17 protein-coding genes are annotated in these 18161 nt (G+C 56.0%); 1 reads left to right on the top strand and 16 read right to left on the bottom strand.

Features of this window, described 5'->3' with window-relative positions; translation table 11 throughout:
• Positions 1–484: 484 nt before the first annotated feature.
• A complete protein-coding gene (locus KJB29_RS04100) occupies positions 485–865 on the bottom strand; it encodes a hypothetical protein (RefSeq protein WP_215733507.1) in 381 nt (126 codons plus the stop codon).
• Positions 849–2591: a SulP family inorganic anion transporter gene (locus KJB29_RS04095; protein ID WP_215733506.1), complete on the bottom strand. Its 1743-nt coding sequence runs from the start codon at positions 2589–2591 to the stop codon at positions 849–851. Before KJB29_RS04095 ends, KJB29_RS04100 begins: the two co-directional genes overlap by 17 nt.
• Positions 2592–2884: 293 nt before the next feature.
• Here KJB29_RS04095 and KJB29_RS04090 point away from each other — a divergent pair, with 293 nt between their 5' ends.
• Entirely contained in the window at positions 2885–3055 is a 171-nt protein-coding gene (locus KJB29_RS04090) for a hypothetical protein (protein WP_215733505.1), read from the top strand.
• A 204-nt stretch (positions 3056–3259) separates the two neighbouring features.
• On the opposite strand, the gene KJB29_RS04085 is transcribed toward KJB29_RS04090, so the two are convergent.
• From KJB29_RS04085 to narJ, 14 genes are all read right to left on the bottom strand, one after another.
• Positions 3260–3457, bottom strand: coding sequence for a hypothetical protein (locus tag KJB29_RS04085; RefSeq protein ID WP_246560340.1), 198 nt, complete (start codon positions 3455–3457; stop codon positions 3260–3262).
• Between the two features lie 303 nt (positions 3458–3760).
• On the bottom strand, positions 3761–4741 hold the full coding sequence (gene glk, locus KJB29_RS04080; protein ID WP_215733504.1) for a glucokinase: 981 nt from the start codon (positions 4739–4741) through the stop codon (positions 3761–3763).
• 43 nt (positions 4742–4784) lie between these two features.
• Positions 4785–7208, bottom strand: coding sequence for a glucan 1,4-alpha-glucosidase (locus tag KJB29_RS04075; RefSeq protein ID WP_215733503.1), 2424 nt, complete (start codon positions 7206–7208; stop codon positions 4785–4787).
• 6 nt (positions 7209–7214) lie between these two features.
• Positions 7215–7871: a 6-phosphogluconolactonase gene (locus tag KJB29_RS04070; RefSeq protein ID WP_215733502.1), complete on the bottom strand. Its 657-nt coding sequence runs from the start codon at positions 7869–7871 to the stop codon at positions 7215–7217.
• 31 nt (positions 7872–7902) lie between these two features.
• A complete protein-coding gene (gene zwf, locus KJB29_RS04065) occupies positions 7903–9276 on the bottom strand; it encodes a glucose-6-phosphate dehydrogenase (protein ID WP_215733501.1) in 1374 nt (457 codons plus the stop codon).
• 111 nt (positions 9277–9387) lie between these two features.
• Entirely contained in the window at positions 9388–10515 is a 1128-nt protein-coding gene (tal, locus tag KJB29_RS04060) for a transaldolase (protein ID WP_215733500.1), read from the bottom strand.
• Positions 10512–12170, bottom strand: coding sequence for a glucose-6-phosphate isomerase (gene pgi / locus KJB29_RS04055; protein ID WP_215733499.1), 1659 nt, complete (start codon positions 12168–12170; stop codon positions 10512–10514). The genes tal and pgi overlap by 4 nt, the downstream gene beginning before the upstream one ends.
• A 14-nt stretch (positions 12171–12184) precedes the next feature.
• Positions 12185–12427, bottom strand: a complete 243-nt coding sequence (locus tag KJB29_RS04050; RefSeq protein ID WP_246560337.1) for an RpiB/LacA/LacB family sugar-phosphate isomerase — start codon at positions 12425–12427, stop codon at positions 12185–12187.
• A 93-nt stretch (positions 12428–12520) separates the two neighbouring features.
• Positions 12521–14608 carry a transketolase gene (tkt, locus tag KJB29_RS04045; protein ID WP_343213537.1) on the bottom strand — a complete coding sequence of 696 codons (2088 nt, stop codon included), beginning with the start codon at positions 14606–14608 and terminating at the stop codon, positions 12521–12523.
• 188 nt (positions 14609–14796) lie between these two features.
• Positions 14797–15168, bottom strand: coding sequence for a DUF488 domain-containing protein (locus KJB29_RS04040; protein ID WP_215733498.1), 372 nt, complete (start codon positions 15166–15168; stop codon positions 14797–14799).
• A 101-nt stretch (positions 15169–15269) separates the two neighbouring features.
• A complete protein-coding gene (locus tag KJB29_RS04035) occupies positions 15270–16193 on the bottom strand; it encodes a DNA-3-methyladenine glycosylase family protein (RefSeq protein WP_215733497.1) in 924 nt (307 codons plus the stop codon).
• Between the two features lies 1 nt (position 16194).
• Entirely contained in the window at positions 16195–16899 is a 705-nt protein-coding gene (narI, locus tag KJB29_RS04030; RefSeq protein ID WP_215733496.1) for a respiratory nitrate reductase subunit gamma, read from the bottom strand.
• Positions 16900–16935: 36 nt separating this feature from the next.
• Positions 16936–17496 carry an NADPH-dependent FMN reductase gene (locus KJB29_RS04025; protein ID WP_215733495.1) on the bottom strand — a complete coding sequence of 187 codons (561 nt, stop codon included), beginning with the start codon at positions 17494–17496 and terminating at the stop codon, positions 16936–16938.
• Between the two features lie 108 nt (positions 17497–17604).
• Positions 17605–18129: a nitrate reductase molybdenum cofactor assembly chaperone gene (gene narJ / locus KJB29_RS04020; protein ID WP_215733494.1), complete on the bottom strand. Its 525-nt coding sequence runs from the start codon at positions 18127–18129 to the stop codon at positions 17605–17607.
• Positions 18130–18161 lie beyond the last annotated feature (32 nt).

The following is an 18161-nucleotide window of genomic DNA, read 5'->3' as shown; positions in this document are numbered from 1 at the left end:
ATCCGGCTTCGGTTTTATTTAACTGCATCAGAACGCATTGGCCTCCGTGAGCCCAGTGAGACCTTGGTGAAACCATGATTACTCGATTACCGGCTTCCCCCCTGGCCCATTTATAGTCTGCCGAATGCCTCTAAACTCACGGGTCAACTGGCCTACCGAGGGCTAGATATTAGGGGTCACTAAAAAGATGGCCTCTAACCGCATCTGGGATTCCCCTTTTAGTCTCTCCTGCCACCGAATAACTGAAGCATCATCAGGAAGATGTTGTATGGCGATAATATATGTTGCCAATGTATCTGCATGACTGACTGAACCCTTTGATTGATATACATTTATCCGCTATAGCGGTTGATAATTTAGGACATCTATCACTTGAAATGTCCTAAAACTTACCATTTGGGGCTCGATTTGGCAATTTTAGGACATTTCCTTTCTCCCTCAATGGTAAAACCCGGATCGGGATTGCCCCCCCGATCCGGGTTTGTTAAATGATTTTGCACTTGATCCAGGCATCTTCATCGAAACCGTAGATTGCGCATAAACGATGATAGCCGTCTGCAATGACAACTTTGCCCTTCTTCTCGTCCCGGACCAGAAGCAAGGGAGAAAGCGGCGTGCCTGCCTTGATTTTCTTGCGGTCTTTATCGACGTGGGAGTTGCTGATGCCGAGTAACGATAGCTCTGACGCCCTGAAAATGTCCTTTGCCTTGAACTGGGTGATTTCTGCTTTCCGCAGGTCGGAAATGATTTTCCGGACTTCATTTTCACCGTACAAGAGAAGCAGGTATGACTCTGCTGCCGAGTAGTCGTGATCTTCCACGTCCGAAAGCCATTTGATTTCGTCAGATTCAGCGTCCTTGCCCATGGCGGCCCCCTAAAATGTTGACGGTGCAGTTGGAGTTTCTTTGACCGTAGGCGATCCTCACGGCGTCGACAGTCTGGAAAATTGCATCCGCGCCTAACAGGTCAGTAAGTCGGGAGCGGTCGAATTCGGCACGGACTTCGTCGACGACTCCGCACATCACGAGCCTGACCCCGTGCTTCGCTAGATTGTAGTAGATAATACGCAGCGTTTCGGCCGCCGTGAAATCCACATCGTCTACAGCAACGGCATCAATGCAGAACCAGGACAATGGCGGATCGGCTCTTCTGACAAGTTCACTGATCTCATCGCTGAGCACCTGACTGTTGGCGTAGTACATACTGTGCATGAAGCGATAGATCATCAGGCCGGGCGCGGCCTGCCCCCCGTCCCCGACCGGCCGCTGCCGCCAGCCGAGAGCTTGATCGGGAACGATCAGCATATTCTTGACGAGATAGCCATGCCTCGTATGGACCGCGAGCGAAAGGACTATGGCCAAGAGGATGCTCTGTTCGACCCCAACCAGAACGACCGCCGCCGTCGTAATCAATGCCACCCAGAATTCCCACGGCCGCTCCGCGTAGATCTTCTTCATACCCTTGACGTCGACCAGTTCGAGGCCAATCAGAAAAACCACCGCAGAAAGCACCGCCTTCGGCAGATAGGCCAACGGAGCAGTGAAGAAGAGAAGCACCATGAGCACGATGAAACTGGTGGTGAGCTGCGAGAGCTGGCTCTTCCCACCCGCACTTTCGACCATCTGGGTTTTGGTTGGACTGCCATTGACGACAAAGGTTCCCGATAGGCCGGCGCCGATATTGGCCAGACACAGACCCACCAGATCGACGTTCTCGTCGAAACTCTCGTTGTAGTGCACGGCATAGGCTCGTGAGGTGGCGGCACTCTGGGAAAGAATAACCACGAACATTGCAAAGGCCGTGGGGACCAGCTTCTCAATCAGCGCCATGTCGAAGTTTACTGCCGGCAGGGCAATCGTCGGAAGGCCGCCCGGTACCGGACCGATGACCTGGACCCCGTAACTTTTCAGGTCAAGTGCCCAACTGGCGATAATGGCACCGCTTACCGCAATCAGGGGACCCGGGATCTTCTTCGAAATGCGGTGTGATCCGACTATGATCACGAGGATGGAGACTGCCACGATGAGCGAGTTTAGATTCGCATGGGGGATCTCTCGAAGGGTAAAGACCAGTTTGCCGATGGTACTGTGCCCCTCGGGGGGAAGATCGAGCATCCCGGCCAATTCTCCGGTAGCAACCTGCATACCGACCCCGGACAGAAAACCTACCAGCACCGTGCGTGACAGGAAGTCGGACAGGAAACCGAAGCGGACGATTCGGGCCAGCAGCAGAAACCCCGCCGCCAGGAGCGCCAGCAGACCGGCCAGGGCAAGCCACTCACCCGACGCGGGAATCGCCAGGCCGGCGATGCCTGAGGCAAGGATGGCAGCCGTGGCCGAATCTGCTCCGACCACCAAGTGTCGGGATGATCCGAAAATGGCGTAAAGGACCATCGGGATCAGGATAGTGTAGAGGCCGGTAATCACCGGGGTGCCGGAGATCTTCGTGTAGCCCATCACTTCTGGAATGGCAAGGGCCGCCAGCGTCACGCCGGCAATGATATCGGCAGGCACTTGGGCACGGTCGACCGGGAGGATTCCCTGGAACAGGAGGAACCGGCGCGTCCTGTTTTTAACGCTAACGTTTACCATGGGAACATTCTCCCGACTTTGACACGCTGTACCGCATCGTCCCGTCCAGTTCCTCAAGGGGACAGACTGACATGTCCGCTCCCCAACAATAAACGGTATGCTTCATTATACCGAAAGCTCAACCCTGCACCATCCCTGGCCAACGCAGACACCTGGCTCATTTTCCGGTCTACTTCATCCCATCAACGAAAAAACCCGGATCGGGGTTTTCCGGTCCGGTTTTTTCGTAGCGTTATAATCAACCGTTGCACAAAAGTCACATCGATAACACATAGTCATGTTAGCCTTACTGCATGACCATAACATTTCCAGACCATAACCAGTGCCAGACCGTCAAAACCCCGAACACCAACCTGTTTTACCGCAGGATTGCGGCTGAATCCTTCCCGGCCTGCACCCATGCCATACTGTTCGGCGACGACGTCCTCTGTCTTCACCCCTGCAATCATCTCTACGCCCGTTGAGTATCCCTCACTGCTTCAGATGACGGGGGCAGTCTTCGCACTTCCGGCATGATTTTGACTTGCCGTGGAGACCATACTGGCGAAACACGGAACAGTACATAGCGATCACCTCCTCGAACTACCGGCATTGTGAAACGTTCTGCCTCCCCTGGTGGCCGAATCCGCCCGCGCCCACAAACCACGTATTAACGCATCTCGGCACATTCAATGCTCCCCTCCCGCGCCACCCTCCCGGACCAGAGGATAAGCATTGGCCACCGCCTGCACGGTGTTGCGGGTCGGCTTGTCGGCGCTGTCTTCGTCGATGGCGTAGATGCCGTCGGATGAGACCCGGTAGACCAACTCTGAAAAGCGATAGAGGGGCGGAGGGAGACCTCCCCCTGAAGCTGCCGGCTCCGCCATCAAATGAATCCGGCTCCCCTGTGGTATCCGTCCAGATAAATACAGTGGATTTCTTTAAAGTTCAGTCCAACCTGCGAAAGTATTGCGAAAGAATTCAAGTTTGATGGTTCGAGACCGCAGCAGACGTCCCCCAATACAGACAAATTAGGGCACTGACAAGAATGTCTCCCCGTGACGTCTCGGCAGGTAACCCGACGCGGGTTTATCCCGACCGAGTTCACTGGTCTCGTTGAAGGTCTACTCCTCTCTATTTCTTCTGCCATTGAGAGCCTCATATATTTAGCACATATCTGAATGACCCGGCTACGATTGGAGATATGCGCAGCGTCCCGCCCCGAGCAGAGCGGCACGATCATTGAGTATGACCTTTACCGGAATCGATTCCAAAATGGGACTTAGACGCCCTTTGGTCGTGAAGGCGCTCATGAAATCAGGTCCCTGCAGCTTCTCAATGATGTGAGGTGCGATACCTCCACCAATATAAACGCCACCGATAGCGAAAAAGCGCAGTGCAGCGTTGCCTGCCTCGGCCCCGTATATACTGATGAAGAGGTCAATGGTAGTGCTGCACAATGGACAGCTGCCATTCATGGCGGCGGTAGTTATCGCTTGAGCAGGATCGACCATGAGCATCGCATCAACGACAGCAGTTGTCTCGGAAAGCTGTCGCTCATCCCGTAAAAAACGATAGATATTTACTATGCCCGGACCTGAGACTACCCGCTCGTAACTGACCCGGCCATACTCGGCTTGCAGAAAAATCAGAAGCTCGGTCTCCATCTTGGAGCGCGGGGCAAAGTCAGCGTGCCCCGCCTCACTGGGAAGCGGCCGATGAAAGGCGCCATCCCAGTAGGCGAGCGCCTCTCCCAGTCCGGTCCCGGCTGAAATAACGGCGATTGTACCGCTGGGGTTTGATTTCCCCTGATTGAGAACTGCCATGTCTTCATCTTTCAAGACTCCAATACCATAGACATTGGCATCCAGATCATTGATGAGCTTCACGCTCGAAAGCCCGATAACACGGGCCAGATCGCCCGACTCAATGCTCCAGGGTAGATTGGGGGTCATGACTTTTCCATCAAGTACCGGACCGGCAATGCCGAAGCAGGCCTGTTCAGGCGTCAATCTGTGTTCCTGAATGAACAGCATGACAATCTCCGCCAGGCTGCCATGCTGCCTGCTCGGGTAATGCATCTCAGCCACAACTGCAAGCCCGGTGTTGTCTGCTTCAAAAAAGGCGAGCCGCGTGGAAGTCCCCCCAACATCCCCCGCAAGAATCAGCATTCGTCTTCCTCCCGGTCACTCGGCACGTTATCCTGCATTGCGATCAACAAACCTGTTGCCTGGAATCAACACTGACAACGAAGTCAGCACCTTCCCAACGGCCCGCTTCCGGCCAGTAGAGCGTAAACTTCACCTGTCTACCTTCCGGTAGCGATTCGGTCGCTAGGTCTACGAAATGGATTGCCAGCCCGGAATCGCACGTGTTCGAATCGAGTACCGTGATCCACTCATCAACACTCCAATGAATTACCGCACGCGCCAGAGTCTCTATGCGCAGTGTCTTGCCAACAGGTATAAAACGAATCTTGTGATTGAAGCGCCAAACCAGGCACGCCGACTCGTTTTTGTCCATCAGGTAACGCTGCACGGTTTGCGGAGGCATGTCGAAAACCCTTCCGTCGTGCAGTGATCGCAGCAGTTTTAAGTATTCTGCGTGTGCCCATACGAGGGGCATGGCTGATCCTGATGGCCGACCTAAATATAGTTCCCGCTCCGGCATATCAGGCGCATCCCAGATCTGCTCGGGAAGCAGCCCTTGCGCTCCGGCAAAGGATTCCATCGTTGTTTGAAGATGCTGGGCTTCCTTGACCCGGCCTGCCGCCAGTTCAAAATGGGCCCGTTCCCCGGTCAAAAGTGGCCACGCCCGGCCGATCCCGGTGCCGTCAAAAGGCTCACCATCCTCATGTTCACCATAGCCGTCACCATTGTAACGTCGCCAGACCGGTCCCTGTGGCGTCTCCACCTTGAGCAGTGCGTCAACCAGCCTAACCGTGTTGAGAATGCGTTGGTCATCTGCTTCGCGCAGGCCAAAACGGACCAACGCCAGAACATCGGGGCTCACCAGATGACTGGCGAGTCTTTCGGCCTGCCCTGGGGCCAGGTTCTTTACGCAAACACTCTTCTGGAAACGGGACACTCCCTCATCTGTCACGACCGGAGCGATCCGGACATAATACCCCGTGACCTTGAACTCACGACACCAGTCGGTACCGGTCACGTACATCCAGCGATCGATGGATGCGTTCCATACGTCGGCAGTCTCGCGCAGATAGGTTGCAATTGACGGTTCATGGTGCAGATCGGCCAGGTCCGCCGCCGCCAGGAGTGCCGCGATTTCGGATGCAACCGTAAACGGCGAATATCCGGGATCTTCCTCCCAGCGGTCCTGCGGACTGACCGGTCCGTTGCGGACCAGGTAAGCCGCGGCTTGTCTCACCATCGGCCAGAAGCGGGCCACATCGTCCGCGGTCAACGCCTTTTCGCGCCGAGCCAGGTCAACGAGGAGAATTGGCAGGGCCGTTTCGTCCATCTGGACCCCGTTCCAGTAGGGCGAACCGTCCAGCCACATGTTCTGGGCCCAGTGTCCGTCTGCTTCCTGAGTTGTCTGCAGATAGCAGAGCACGCGCCGGACATCCTCACCTGCCCCCACTGCCAGGAGACCACCGGCCGACTCCACCAGGTCGCGGGGCCATGTCAGGTGATAACCGCCCAAATCATTGTCTCCTTTACTGAATCCCCATGGAATCGAAAGGCTGGCAATGATCCCGCCAGGGAAATTGAAGGCCTCATGTGAGCGCACGACGGCTGTGCTGACCCGGTAAAAGTTCTGCCGGTCATCTGGCTGGAGCCTGTCCAGATGCAACAGTCGATCCTGCCACCTCTTCCACTCGCCGACATACTCAGTCCGTGCGGTGTCGAAGCCGTCCTGGAGCGCGGCGCAGGCACGGTTCCCCGCTTCGGCGGCGTTACGTCCAAAACCCAGGGCCAGCAGGAATTCTCCCTGACCCGCTTGCAAGTCAATCTCAGCCGTCAGGGCGACATTACCGTTCTCTGCCCGCGTGTAGTCCCATGTCATCTGTTTGTGTGCGAGTAAATCCTGCCAGCCGTCCGAGAAACCAACAAAGCCCACTGAACGCTTGAGCCAGGGTACAGAACATGCCAGTGCCAAGGCATTCCCGTCCCGTTCGGCGAATAACAGGGGAAGGCCTTTATATTCGCCAATCCAGGCGGAATTATCGGCACCGTGATTGCCCAAGTGCGGCGCGAGCAGCACATGGAGTCGATAATCAGAGAACCGCCCTTCTTGAGCGAAGAAGCGGGTTTGTTGCAACACGGCGTCCCGTTGGGGGTCGGCCAAAATCCGCTTCTCGATACGGTAGCGACCATGACGGCACGTGTTGACCAGATTGAAGGCCGGCACACCCTCGGCCATCCAGGTGACCTCGGTGCTGGTATCACGTTTTTCCTCGGAGAAAAAGTCCGTTCCGTCAGTGATTATCAATCCCATATCGCGCACACAGGCCTGATCGATCCGCGGATAATAAATCTCGTTGAAAATTCCATGGCTCAAGGTGAACCAGATATGGCTTTTATTGCCCAGGGCAGTGCCCACGCCCGACTTGGCGCTGGAGGTCCAGCGGGCCGGGATGCCGGGCCAGCCGGGTGCGTAACGATTTGTTGTATCCATATACGGTCACCTCTCGTGAGACTCCGTTCCCAATCCCTTGGGCAAATTTACTGCCGTATCAGGCCTGATCAGGCGAGCAGCCTCCCGATCGACCAACCATAATAACTCACCGTTCAGCGGCTTTATGAGTTGGGCGGGAATTTTGCGTTGGTCGCGCGCCCCATTCAGCACCTTGAACAGGATTTGGGCCTTGGCTGCACCTGCCACAAGGAAGACGACCAGAGCACCCTGATTGATGATTGGCGCCGTAAGAGTCACCCGGTAGAGATCCTCCTCTTTAACGTAGACCTCCGAAACCCAAAGGTTCCTTTCATCAACAACAGCGGATTCGCGGGGGGAGCTGCCGTATGGGATGGGATGGACCTGAGCTGCAGGGACAAGGACATGATCGACCAGCTCCTGCTGTACCATCCGTGCATTGCTGCGCGGGTCGCCAGCAGAGACATACCGTTCGTCTCCCCAGAAGACGTGGACAGAAGGCCACGGCACTTGATCCTTGAACGGTGCGGCAGCCAGGAGTTGATAGGTGCGCCGGGGTGTCTCTCCGCCTGAGAGGAGCACCACGAACCGGCCGCGTGATGAGACAGCCCGGAGCGACTCCTGTGCAAAGAGTTCGGCAGCGGCCTTACTCAAGGCTTCGACATCAGTGTACACGGCAACCATGTTCAGTCTCCGTCCTGGACGGCTATTTATATTACACCTTCGGGTTGTACCACGCCCCATGATCGGCTATGACCTGGTCTGCTTCAGCCGGTCCCCAACTATTCTGCTCATAAAAGTAGAGCGGCGACATGTCCCCGAGGACCGGATCAATGATCCGCCACTGCTCCTCGACCGTGCCTTCCAACGCAAAGAGCGATGCGTCTCCACGAATGGCATCACCGAGGAGTCGTTCATAGGGGGCCATCGCATCGCCTTCGTTTTGGGCCATGATGAGTTCAATGTCTTCGCCCACCCTTCTTTCTCCCGGAATCTTGACCCGGATTCCCAGCCCAATCGAGACATCAGGGCTGAGACGGAAACGCAGGTGGTTAGAGAACGCCGGCACGATCTCACCGAAGGTCTCCCGGGGCGGTCGTTTGAATTCTACGGTAACCGTTGTGGACGTCACCGGGAGTCCTTTGCCGGCCCGGACATAAAAAGGCACCCCTGCCCAGCGCCAGGTGTCTATAAAGAGCTGCACCGCAACAAATGTTTCCACGTGCGAGTCGGGAGCTACTCCCGCTTCCTGGCGATAACCGTGGAACTGGCCTCGTACTATGTGCAAAGGATCAAGCGGTTTGATCGCCCTGAGCAGCCGTCTGCTCTCTTCGCGGATCGCCTCGGGGTCATCACCGGTTGATGGGTCCATGGCCAGGTAGGCAACGACCTCCAGCAGGTGATTCTGCAAGACGTCACGGATTGCACCGACCTCGTCGTAGAAACTGCCCCGCCCCTGCACCCCGAAATTTTCGGCCAGGGTGATCTGCACACAGGCGATGTGATCCCGGTTCCAGAGCGGCTCAAAAATGGAGTTCGCAAAGCGTGTGTAATAGATGTTCTGCACCGGTTCCTTGCCGAGAAAGTGGTCGATACGAAAAATTGCCTCCTGGGTAAAGGCGGTTTCGAGGATTGCGTTCAACTCCCGGGCCGAGGCCAGATCGCGCCCGAACGGCTTCTCGACGACGACCCGCGCAGCCCGGGTGCAAACAGCACCGGCCAGACCCTGGGTGACAGTAGCAAACATGCTGGGAGGGATTGCCAGGTAGTACAGAGGGCGCGCGGAGCTCCCCAGCATCTGGCAGAGCCGCTCGTAGGTCGACGGTTCACGATAGTCACCATCAATGTACTGAATCAGAGAGCAGAGCTTCGAAAACGTCTCCTCATTCAAGCCGCCGTGCTTTTCCAGGCTATCCCTGATCCGCTCCCTGAGTTTTTCCAGATCCCACCCGGATCGCGCAACGCAGATGATGGGGACGTCCAGATGGCCGCGCCTGACCAGTGCATGCAACGCCGGGAATATCTGCTTATGGGCAAGGTCGCCAGTAGCACCGAAGAAAACAAACGCATCCGAGGCAACACTGGTCATGATCAAGCTCCTTTCCCGCTGGCGTCCTTTCACAATCCGTTAGAGCGATAGCCCCCAATGGTTGTGATCTCTGTAGTCATGATTCCGGCTCCAACCGAGGCGTGAAGATGATCATTCCTGCGCAGCGCGACGCTTCTGCTCCAGCGCCTTCATCAGGCTGTCAAATGGTTTGACGAATTTTTCCACCCCTTCATTTTCCAGCTGCTCGGTCACCGCATCAAGATCGATTCCCGCCTTGGCTAAGCGTTGCAAACAGTGACGAGCCTCTGCTGTCCCCTCTTTCAGACGTGATGCCGGGTTCCCGTGATCCCGGTAGGCGCTGAGGGTTTCCAACGGGAGAGTATTCACCGTTTGCGGACCGATCAGCGCTTCCACGTACTTTACGTCACTGTAGGCGGGGTTCTTGGTGCTGGTGCTCGCCCACAAGACCCGCTGAGGATGGGCACCACTGGCCGCGAGCCTTTGGAACCTCTCACCGGAGAAGATTTCTTTCCAGATCTGGTATGCCATCCTGGCGCTGGCAATGGCCACCTCGCCACGAAGCGAACCGGCCAGGTCGGCGACCGGGCCTCTTTCAGCAACCTTCTTTTCCAGGAGAGCATCGATCAACACATCTATGCGGCTCAGGAAGAAACTGGCCACAGACGCCACTGACTTCAGCGGCCGTTTTTGGGCAACAGCTTCTTCCAACCCGTCGATGTATGCTTCGGAAACGGCCCGGTAGCGAGGAAGGCTGAAAAGAAGCGTCACGTTAACGTTGATTCCCTCACCTATCAGCTGACTAATGGCGGGAAGTCCCTCCAATGTGCCGGGAACCTTGATCATTACGTTCGGCCGGTTGACTCTCTGCCAAAGCCGGCGGGCTTCCGTAAGAGTGCCGACGGTGTCATGGGCCAGATGCGGTGAAACCTCCAGGCTGATGAAACCGTCCTTGCCTTCCGTCCGGTCGTAGAACGGTCGAAAGAGGTCAGCGGTCAGCCTGATATCTTCCACAACAAGCTCATCGTAAATTTCCGCGACGCTTTTGCCGGCGCGGGCCAATGTCCGGATGGCGTCATCGTAGTCGCCGGTTTCGGCAATGGCCTTTTCGAAGATGGCCGGGTTGGAGGTTACACCGCCGAGTCCGTCCTCTTCGATCATGCGTGCCATCTCTCCGGAGGAAAGCATGCCGCGGCGGATAAAATCGAGCCAGATACTCTGCCCGTACGATTCGAGTTTCAGAAGCGGATTCTCTTTCATGATAATTCCTCCATTTTACCTGGTCCGGCGGCAATTCTGTAGCGCTGGATCAGCTCATTGGTCGAACTGTCATGCTGCAGCTGCGGCTCTTTGCCCCGACTCAGCTCAGGCTGGATTCTCTTCGCCAGCACTTTGCCCAGCTCAACTCCCCACTGATCAAACGAGTCGATCTGCCAGATCGTTCCCTGAGTAAAAACGCTGTGTTCGTAGAGCGCCACCAGTTTGCCGAGAGTTTCCGGCGTCAACTGCTCAACCAGAATGGTATTCGTCGGTCGATTCCCTTCGAACGCGCGGTGTGGCGCCAACCAGTCAGGTGTTCCTTCCGTCCTCACCTCTTCAACCGTCTTGCCGAACGCCAAAGCTTCGGTCTGTGCGAACAGGTTTGCCATCAACAGGTCATGATGCGGTCCGAGCGGATTGAGTGATCTGCAAAAACCGATGAAGTCACAGGGGATGAGCTTGGTCCCCTGATGAATGAGCTGATAAAAGGAGTGCTGGCCGTTGGTGCCCGGCTCACCCCAGATTATAGGGCTTGTCTGGTAATCGACAGTTGTGCCGTTAACGGTGACATGCTTGCCGTTACTCTCCATTGTCAGTTGTTGAAGATATGCCGGGAAACGTTTGAGATACTGGTCATAGGGAAGGACCGCCATGGTCTGGGCGCCAAAGAAGTTGGTGTACCAGACAGAAAGCAGCCCCATCAGCACCGGAAGGTTTCTGGCAAATGGCGCGGTGCGGAAATGCTCGTCCATCGCCCGAAAACCGCCAAGCAAAGACTGGAAATTTTCAGGACCGATGGCGAGCATGGTTGACAGACCTATTGCCGAATCCATCGAGTAGCGACCGCCGACCCAGTCCCAGAAGCCGAACATGTTAGCCGTGTCGATGCCGAATCTCGCAACCTCTCCAGCGTTGGTCGATACGGCTACGAAATGTCGTGCGACAGCGACCTCGTCTTTGAGTGTCTGCACTACCCATTGACGCGCTGAATGGGCATTGGTCATCGTTTCCTGTGTGGTGAAGGTCTTTGAAGAAATGATGAACAAGGTTTCATCGGCACAAAGATCACGGGTCGCCTCGGCAAAGTCAGTGCCGTCCACATTTGAGATAAATCTGAAGGTCATGTCACGCCGGCTATAATGACGCAAGGCTTCAAAGGCCATGACCGGTCCCAGGTCGGAGCCGCCAATGCCGATGTTTATGATGTTGCGAATCGGTTTGCCGCTGTACCCTTTCCACTGGCCGCTAGTTACTCCATGAGAGAATCGGGTCATTTTATCGAGGACCTCATGCACTACAGGGGTCACGTTTTTCCCGTCGACCATGAAAGACTGATTACGGGTTGCGCGCAGTGCCACATGGAGCACGGCGCGGCCTTCCGTAATGTTGATCTTGTCACCATGGAACATGGCATCGATTCGTTCGCAAAGTCCGGATGACTCTGCCAACCCCAGAAGCAGCCGTATTGTCTCCTCAGTGATCCGGTTTTTTGAATAGTCAAAATAGATACCCTCCGCTTCGACTGCGAAACGAGTTCCACGTTGAGGGTCGTCAGCAAAGAGCTGTCTGAGGTGAACAGCGTTGATGTCCCGATAGTGGGCGTCCAGTGCGTGCCAGGATGGCTGTTGCGTGAGCGGGTTTATAGTTAAGGTCATGACTTCATCCCCCTTCACGGTTCATTTATCAAAATCAGTCGGTCTGGGTAGTAAACAGGTAAGATCCCCATTACTGCTTTCTCCGTGCTTGCTGCCCGCACGCCGGAAACTTTGTTGGCAGCAATGGAAGCGCCCACTCCGCTTGAACAGAGAGCAATGCCCCGATCAAGCTTATGTTCTGCCACGGCTTTTGCCAGGGGGATGACGAAATCCGGGTAATCATCTCCCGGGGAAAGTTCCTTGGCCCCGAAGTCCATTACTTCATATCCCGCCTCCCTGAGGGCGGCTGTTATAACTTTCCTTCATGGTGAAGCCGCCATGGTCGGCGGCAATGCCGATCCGCATGGCTGTCAATCCTTTCCCCACTCCAGCAGTTTCAGGACACATTCACAGACGTTCCCCACAGTAAACCCGTACTCACGCAGCACAATTTCACCGGGGGCCGAGGCGCCGAACCGGTCCACCCCGATGACCTCGCCCTGTATCCCCAAATAGCGGTGCCACCCCTGAGGAGAACCTGCCTCTATAGCTATGCGCTTGCCACAGTGTGGGGGGAGTACCTCGTCGCGATATTCCTGGGGCTGTTCGTCGAACAGCTCCCAGCTCGGCAGGGAGACGACCCTGGTGCGGATGTTATGATCGTCAAGTTTTTCCCTGGCCGCCAGAGCCAGCGCCAGCTCTGAGCCGGTGGCAATGATGATGAGATCGGGGTGACCTCCGGTAACGTCGGCGAGAACATAGCCACCGCGCTGTAGACCCTCTGCCGGGGCAAAGATGGCCCGGTCCAGAGTGGGAAGGTTTTGTCGGGAGAGTATCAGCGCCACCGGTCGATTGTTCATCTCCAGGGCCACCTGCCAGGCGACGGCCGCCTCATTGGCGTCTCCGGGGCGGATGACGACCAGGTTCGGGATCGCCCGGAGCGCCGCCAGTTGTTCCACCGGTTGGTGGGTGGGACCGTCCTCACCGAGAGCGATGCTGTCGTGGGTAAAGACGTGGATTACGTGGAGTCCCATCAGTGCAGCGAGGCGCAGTGCGGGACGCATATAGTCGGAAAAGGTGAGGAAGGTGGCGCCAAACGGGATGGTACCACCGTGGACGGCCATACCGTTCACGATTGCCCCCATGCAATGTTCACGGACGCCGAAGTGGAGGTTGCGACCGCTGTAGTCCCATGCTCCTCCGGTTGCACCCTGGTGATCGTCGGTGTGAACGGTTGGGCTCTGGAAGTCCCCCAGCCCGGTCAGGGCGGTATGCGTGGATGGGTCCAAATCTGCCGATCCTCCGATGAGCTGTGGAACCTGTGCGGCAATGGCGTTCAGCACCTTGCCCGCAGCGACACGGGTAGCGATCCCCTTCGGGTCAGCGGCAAACACAGGTATCAGAGTATCCCATCCGACGGATAGCTCTCCAGCTATCACCTGGCGAAGCTCCTCAGCGAGTTCCGGAAATGCCCTCTCATAGTTGGTGAAACGTCCACTCCACTCTGTCTCCTCTTGCTGACCACGCTCGATGGCCAGGCGGAAGTGGCGGAGTGCTTCATCCGGAATATGGAACGCAGGCTCAACAGGCCAGCCGAGATGCTCCTTGGTAAGCCGCACTTCTTCGACACCCAGGGGTGAGCCGTGCGCCTCGAAGGTATCCTGTTTATGGGGAGAGCCGTAGCCGATATGAGTCCGGATAAGAATGAGAGAGGGGCGATACGTCTCGGTCCGTGTTGCTTCCAGTGCAGCTTGGATGGCTATCAGGTCGTTGCCATCATTGACCGTCTGCACGTGCCAGCCATACGCTGCAAAGCGGGCAGCGCGGTCCTCGGTGAACGAGAGATCCGTTGCAGCGGACAAGGTGATCCGATTATCGTCGTACAGGCAGATAAGCTTGCCGAGACGCAGGTGGCCAGCCAGGGAGGCGGCTTCAGCGGTGACCCCTTCCATCAGGTCACCGTCACCGACGAGACAATAGGTGAAGTGGTCAATCACCGAGTGCTCTGGCCGGTTGTAACGGGCAGAAAGCCAGGCCTCGGCGATTGCCATCCCGACGGCATTGCTGAATCCCTGACCAAGCGGTCCAGTGGTCGTCTCTACTCCCGGTGTTGCTCCCCGCTCGGGGTGGCCAGGGGTCTTGCTTCCCCACTGGCGGAACTTTTTGATTTCCGCGAGTGGGAGATCATAGCCGGTGAGGTGGAGAAGGGCATAGAGGAGCATGGAGCCATGACCGGCCGAGAGGACAAAGCGGTCGCGGTCGAACCAATCAGGAGTGGCGGGGTTGTGCCGCAAAAAGCGGGTCCAGAGGACGTAGGCCATGGGGGCGGCACCCATCGGCAACCCCGGATGGCCGCTGTTGGCTTTTTGAATTGCATCCACTGCCAAAAACCGGATGGTATTGATGCAGAGCTCGTCCAGTTCGGACGATGGAGGCGCGGCCAAGCGTTCTTGCTTCACGGTATTACTCCTTTCTCTGCACAACTAGGGATGGCGTGGGTTGCCGTTCTCGGGAAACGGGCGAATAATCATGTGCAACGACTTTTGAATATAATTTTAACGCACAAAAATGCTTAGTCGAAGTTTCCCTGGCATTGTTTATGATCTTTGATATCAGCAAAAAAGTTGGCAGAAACTGCCAAGAACGGTCAAGAGTTGCGTTCACTCCTTTCCATCATCTGTTCATCCAGAAAATTCTTGAGTGCCAGGGCGTTGTTGTGCGCTTGGTCATGGGCACTATAAATAAGAGTAACGGTTCCATACAGAGTCGCGTCCAGAATCGGCTTCCAGCTACTGCTGTTTTTTTCCAGTTCTGCTACGTAACGGCATCTGAATTCTTCCCATTTGTCCGGGTCATGTCCGAACCAATGACGTAAAGCATCGCTGGGGGCTGCATCTTTCAGCCAGCCATCCAATAGTAGGTCTACTTTTTTAATCCCTCGCGGCCACAGCCGTTCCACAAGGAATCGCTTACCATCTCCGATATCGGGTGGCTCGTAAACTCGCTTGATCTGGATCATGGGCTTTCTCCCGTTCTCTTTGTGTAAATGCTACAGCGGTGATGCATGCGCCCGCATCGTTTCGCAAGGCTTCATCGAAAGCGGATTGTGAAAACACCCCGTCAGGATAATTGTCCAGCTTCGTTTAGCCGGTCCAAAAGCAGTTGAAAATAGATTAACCCTCCATACGGCTGCCAGCGGATCAAGTGCTGCCAAATTCCATCATAGTCGAGCGGATCCGGAAGCTGTAGCCAGCGCTGCAGATTCCTTTGTCCTCCCACGTCGTCTCCCGGAAACACATTTGTCCGTCCCAGCGTACGCAACAGGAGATATTCCGCCGACCAGCGACCAATGCCTTTCAGTGCGCAGAGGGAACGAAGTGCCGACACATCATCAAGCGCTTCCAATTCCTCCACGCGAAGGCCACCGTCCAGCATCGTACGAGCCAGCCCGATCATGGTTTCCCCCTTGCGACGGCTGAAGCCGAGGGCACGAAACGCCTCCGGCTCCAGCCCTGCCACGTCCTCCGGGCGCGGGAAGCCATGCGGCGCGCCTTCTTTCGAGGTCAAGGGCAGGCCAAAGGCGCCGACCAGCCGATTGATGAGCTGGATGCCAAAGGTGAGTGTCAACTGCTGGCAGGCAATAGCATTGACAAAACCTTCGAAGATGGTCGGGAAGCGCGGCGGTTTTACCCCCTGAAAACGCTCGGCCAGTGCGCCAAGCTTCGCGTCATGAGCGGCCAGCTTATAAAAGCCGCTCAGGTCGCTCTGCAAACCGAGCATCAGTTCCAATGTCGCCGTTGCCTCCCTTGTCATTTCTGCCGTCAGAGGAGAGGCGGAAAGTGTGACGTGGAGCTGGGGTGAAACGGTGCTGCCGCTTTGCCGGACAGCGGCAAGAGTGGCGACGTTACGCAACACAAGGACTCGTTTATATGTGCTTCCGTCCCAGCGGTCGAGAAGATTGTCGGGGCGGCGGCGTAAAACCCAGACAGTCAGGTCGAGGCGAAAGGGGGGGAGCGGATTCAGGGTAAATGTAATGGAACCCATTTCATGCCTTGCCAGAACTCTTTTCGAGACGTGCCTGGCAAGATTGCCGGTTCCAAATCACCACCTGCCAAGGGCGCCACAAATAGCGAACAGGAAACGTGAAAATATGCACAAGCCTTGTGAACGGAAAGAGGAGGATTAAGATGAAACCGTTGACAAAGTGGAACTTCACCGCCAGCGGCAGATGGACAACCGTCGCGGAATCGGCGTTAAGGAGAGCCAGCGAGCGAAGCCAGGGGACAGCGGTATGGAGATACCAGAGGGAACCCCATCGATAACTGAAAGCAATGTACACGCCCAGTGCCACTTGCAGAAAAAGGGGCCCGAGCAGGAGCCAGTCCATGATTGAGGTGACCGCTCGGGCCTTTGCATTTACCAGCCGCCGGAAGACCAAAATGATGAGGCCGGTCAGGGTCAACAGCCCCAGTGACATCCCGATCAGCTCCAAGGTGGCAAGTCTGTTCGGCCCGCTAAGGAGAGAGCTCCACCAACCAGGAACTATACTAGCCAAGAGATGAGCGAGTAATATCGACACGATCCCGTAGTGCCAAGGAACAACTCCCCAGAAGAGCATCCGATGCTCTAAAAATTGCGAGGAAAGACTGGAAAAGGAGAAGCGGTCGCCGAAATAGCGGTAGATACCGCCAGTCACCGCCAGAACTAGGGCGACATACGGGAAAACGATATATAAAAAAGTATCAACCACAGCTATTCCTCCTCGCAACTTCAGACTCGGCTTTTGTTAAAAAGGAGCAGCGTGCAGCTTCACCCACGCGATATAGCGGTCCATCCAAGCTTTCAGGAATTCCCTAGTTCTTTCGCTTGAGATGTTGCCGGCCTCATCAAAAAATCCGTCCTCTATCTGGATGAATGCTTCTGGTTGACAAAGTGTCGGTGCGTCTACGTGGGCGAGAATGTTACGCAAATGCTGTTGGGCCAAGGCCGTGCCGTTGGCGCCGTCTGATGCGCCCAATACCCCTGCCGGCTTGCCAGCCCAAGCATTTTGAACCCAAGGGCGCGAAGCGTGGTCAATGGCATTCTTGAGCACGCCGGGGATTGAGCGGTTGTATTCAGGCGTGACAAAGAGAAGGCCAGAGGCGGCCATTATTTCTCCTTTCAACCGCTTCGCTGGTGCGGGTGGATTTGGATCGTCATCCTGGTTGTAGAGAGGTAAATCGCCGATTTCCAACTGCTTGAAAAAGAATTCCGATGGCGCTATTTTTGCGAGGGCACTAGCCAACTTGCGATTGATCGAATCGCGACGCAGGCTGCCGACGATAACTGCTATTTGGAATTGGGTCATGACTATTTCTCCTTACAAAGAGGTGAATTCAAGTTCTAAGTTATAGCCGTCATGGCGTAGCGGTTGCGAATGGATGCGTCAAGAACACTCCCCTTTGTGCTGGCATCGTTATTTTCTTGCAGCATCAGACCCGCTTCTTTCCCTGAACAAGAGGATAAGGGCCTGGAGTAACCCTCGATAAGGATTTGTCGTCTCGGCAAAGCCCGCTTCCATTTTCTTCAGGGCCGGGACCAGGCATTCCGTGACAAGCTCATGCTCAACCTCCCCCACTTCCCGGCCGGAGAGAAATCGGAGGATGACGCAGAGGTGGTCCGGCAGATCGCTACCGGCGGCGAACCCGCAAGAACGGTAGTGTTCCCGGAGCCGGGCCATGAACATGCCGCGACGGTATTCTTCCCCGAACATCTGGTATCCCACATACGGGTAACAGAGCGGCTGCAGGTCAAAGGTGGCGGAGTAAACCTCTTCCATCTTCGCCGTCGTGGTCTCCGCGGCGAACTCTCTGAATCGAGCCAGTAACTGCCCGGCCGCATCATCGACAGCGGCGACAAGCGATAAAAGCTCATCGATCCGCTCGGCCAGGGACGGCATCGGATAGTCGAGTATGTCGGCAAACAGGCGATATTCCTTCATGGGCTTTTCCCCTCACCCTCTTTGGCAATTAC

The sequence above is a fragment of the Geobacter grbiciae genome (genome assembly GCF_018531165.1).
GTDB classification, from domain to species: domain Bacteria; phylum Desulfobacterota; class Desulfuromonadia; order Geobacterales; family Geobacteraceae; genus Geobacter; species Geobacter metallireducens.
Note: the sequence above shows the minus strand (reverse complement) of the source record. Positions and strands in the feature narration are given on the sequence as shown.